The following is a 2,712-nucleotide window of genomic DNA, read 5'->3' as shown; positions in this document are numbered from 1 at the left end:
AAATTTTAAATGTAGTTTACTACACCCAAGCTACCGATAAATTTAAGCAGGGCAATCACGCTGCGAGATCAAGGGCCGCGCCGATACCAAGCAAAACGCGCTATGTTTTAAAGACAAGTCGCCACGCCTACGCTGCCGCCAAATTTAAAATAAACCGATCGTACCGCAAAATTTTAAAAGCAAGCCATCGCATCCAAACTAGCTAAATTTAAAATGAAGCAATCTCTCCGTTTATGCTACGAATACCGTTTGTCCGCAAGCCGCCGATCGCAAGTCCTACGCCGCGAGCGCCCTACGCTACGACGTTTGGAAACTCATAGACCACGCGGCCGCTTTTGATCGTGCATACCGCAGCGCCCGTAAGCTGCTTGCCGAAAAGCGGCGAGTTGCGCGATTTGGACTTATTTAGCGCCTCGTCGTAAACGTAGGAAATCTGCGGATCGATGATCGCGACGTCGGCTAAAAAGCCCTCTTTAATCTCGCCTTTGTCTTTTAAATTTAGAATTTTAGCCGGGTTAAACGAGCACAGCCGCACCATGTCTTCAAGGCCGATGACGCCTTGCTTTACGAGCTGCAGCGTAAGCGGTACGAGGGTTTGAAGCCCCAAAATTCCAAACGGCGCGTGGTCGAATTCGACGAATTTATCGTCGGTATTGTGCGGAGCGTGATCGGTCACGATGGCATCGATCAGACCGCTTTTAAGCGCCTCTCTGATCGCCTGCACGTCGCTTTGGGTGCGAAGCGGCGGCGACATTTTAAAATTCGTATCGTATCCCATCAACTCGCGCTCGTCGAAGGTGAAGTGGTGCGGCGTAGCCTCGCAGGTGACGCGGATGCCCTCGCGCTTAGCCTGCTTTATGAGCTTTAGCGACCACGCCGAGCTTACGTGCGCGATGTGGATGTGCCCGCCCGTCTTTTTGGCAAGCAGCAGATCGCGCGCGATCATGATCTCCTCTTTTTCGCTCGCCATCCCCTTTAGACCGAGGATCGCGCTAACCTTACCCTCGTTCATCACGCCACCGTGGCAAAGCGAGCAATCCTCGCTGTGATTTATCACGAATGAGCCGAAGTGCGCGGAGTATTCGAGCGCCTGTCGCATCACGGAGCTGTCGGTCACGGGCAGCCCGTCGTCGCTGAAGGCCACGCAGCCCGCCTCGAGCATATCGCCCATCTCGACGATCTTTACGCCCTTGCAGTCCTGCGAGATCGCGCCTATGGGCAATAGATCGATAAGCCCGCGCTGTTTAGCCTTGGCGATCATCGCGCGCGTGATGCTTGAGTTATCGTTTACGGGCTTGGTATTTGCCATCGGAAGGCAGGTCGTCACGCCGCCTGCGACCGCGGTTTCGCTGCCGCTGATGACGTCGTCTTTGTATTCAAGCCCCGGGTCTCTAAAATGCACGTGCATATCGATGAGCCCAGGCATCACGAGCTTGCTCGCAGCGTCTATGACGCGGTCTGCAGCGGGACACTCGCGCGTGATCTTTGAAATTTTATCGCCCTCGATCAGGACGTTCGCCTCCTCGCTGCCGCCCCAATTAACGATCGTGCCGTTTTTTATCAAAATTTTCATCGTGCGCTCCTGTTTAAATTTATCGTATGAAGTATCGCCATTCGCATCGCCTCGCCGTTTTCTACCTGATCTAAAACGCAACTATAGCGCGGATCGTCGGCTACGTCGGAGTTGATCTCCACGCCGCGATTGATCGGGCCCGGATGCATTATCATGACGCCCTCTTTCGCCGCTTGCATGCGCCTTGCGGTAAGTCCGAAAAATTTCGAGTACTCGCGCACGCTCGGGAAGCTCGGCTCGCCGTCTTGCCGCTCGAGCTGTATTCTAAGCATGATGATGACGTCGGCGCCCTCGATCGCCTCCTCTACGCTTTTGCATATCGGGCAGCCGAACGCGTCGCAGTCGCGCAGCATCATCGGAGGGCCGAAGAGCCGCACGTTTATGCCGAGCTTTCGCATAGCCCAGATGTCGCTTCTAGCCACGCGCGAGCGAAATATATCGCCGATGATCGCGACGTTTAAATTCTCGATCCTGCCCTTGTGCTCGCTGATCGTAAAAAGATCCAGTAGCGCCTGGCTCGGGTGCTCGTTCAGCCCGTCGCCTGCATTTACGATCGATGCATCGCAGTTGGCCGCGACGAATTTCGCCGCGCCCGAGCAGCTGTGGCGCAGCACGAAGATATCCGTGCGCATCGCCTGCATATTTCTGATGGTGTCGATCAGCGTCTCGCCCTTTTTCGTGCTGCTGTCCGCAGCCGTGAAATTTACGCTGTCCGCGCCCAGGCGCTTGGCTGCAATCTCAAAGCTCGTGCGGGTGCGGGTGGAGTTTTCGAAAAACGCGTTGATGACCGTCTTGCCGCGAAGCGAGTCGGATTTTTTAACGTCAGAGCGGTTGAGCGCTTTAAACTCGCGCGCCAGATCAATGAAGTCGTAGATGTCCTCGCGGCTCAGATCCTGCGCGCTAAGAAGATGCTTTAGCTTATACATTCCCTCTCCTTTTTTGGGCCGAATTTTAGCCGTAATTGTATAAAAAAATCTCTGATAAAATTTTAAAATTTAAGAGCTGAGCTCAAATTTAGACGCGAAATTTTGCTTGAAATTTCATTTGAGTTCGCATACGAAGCGCGAGCGCAATTTCGGGGTAAAATTTAAAAATTTTGAGATTAAATTTAGGCTTCTTGAGCGAAAATTTTAAAAAAT

Annotated in this window: 3 protein-coding genes; 1 reads left to right on the top strand and 2 read right to left on the bottom strand. The window is 53.1% G+C overall.

Annotated elements, in window-relative coordinates:
• On the top strand, positions 1-206 hold a 206-nt coding region (locus Q0620_RS03275), incomplete at its 5' end, for a hypothetical protein (RefSeq protein WP_298783193.1).
• Positions 207-292: 86 nt separating this feature from the next.
• On the opposite strand, the gene Q0620_RS03270 is transcribed toward Q0620_RS03275, so the two are convergent.
• The gene (locus Q0620_RS03270; protein WP_298783192.1) at positions 293-1,573 is read right to left on the bottom strand and encodes a dihydroorotase; all 1,281 of its coding nucleotides are present in this window, start codon (positions 1,571-1,573) and stop codon (positions 293-295) included.
• A complete protein-coding gene (locus Q0620_RS03265; RefSeq protein ID WP_298783191.1) occupies positions 1,570-2,499 on the bottom strand; it encodes an aspartate carbamoyltransferase catalytic subunit in 930 nt (309 codons plus the stop codon). The genes Q0620_RS03270 and Q0620_RS03265 overlap by 4 nt, the downstream gene beginning before the upstream one ends.
• Positions 2,500-2,712: the final 213 nt, after the last annotated feature.

Origin of the sequence: uncultured Campylobacter sp. (assembly GCF_938017615.1) — a bacterium.
Lineage (GTDB): Bacteria > Campylobacterota > Campylobacteria > Campylobacterales > Campylobacteraceae > Campylobacter_B.
Note: the sequence above shows the minus strand (reverse complement) of the source record. Positions and strands in the feature narration are given on the sequence as shown.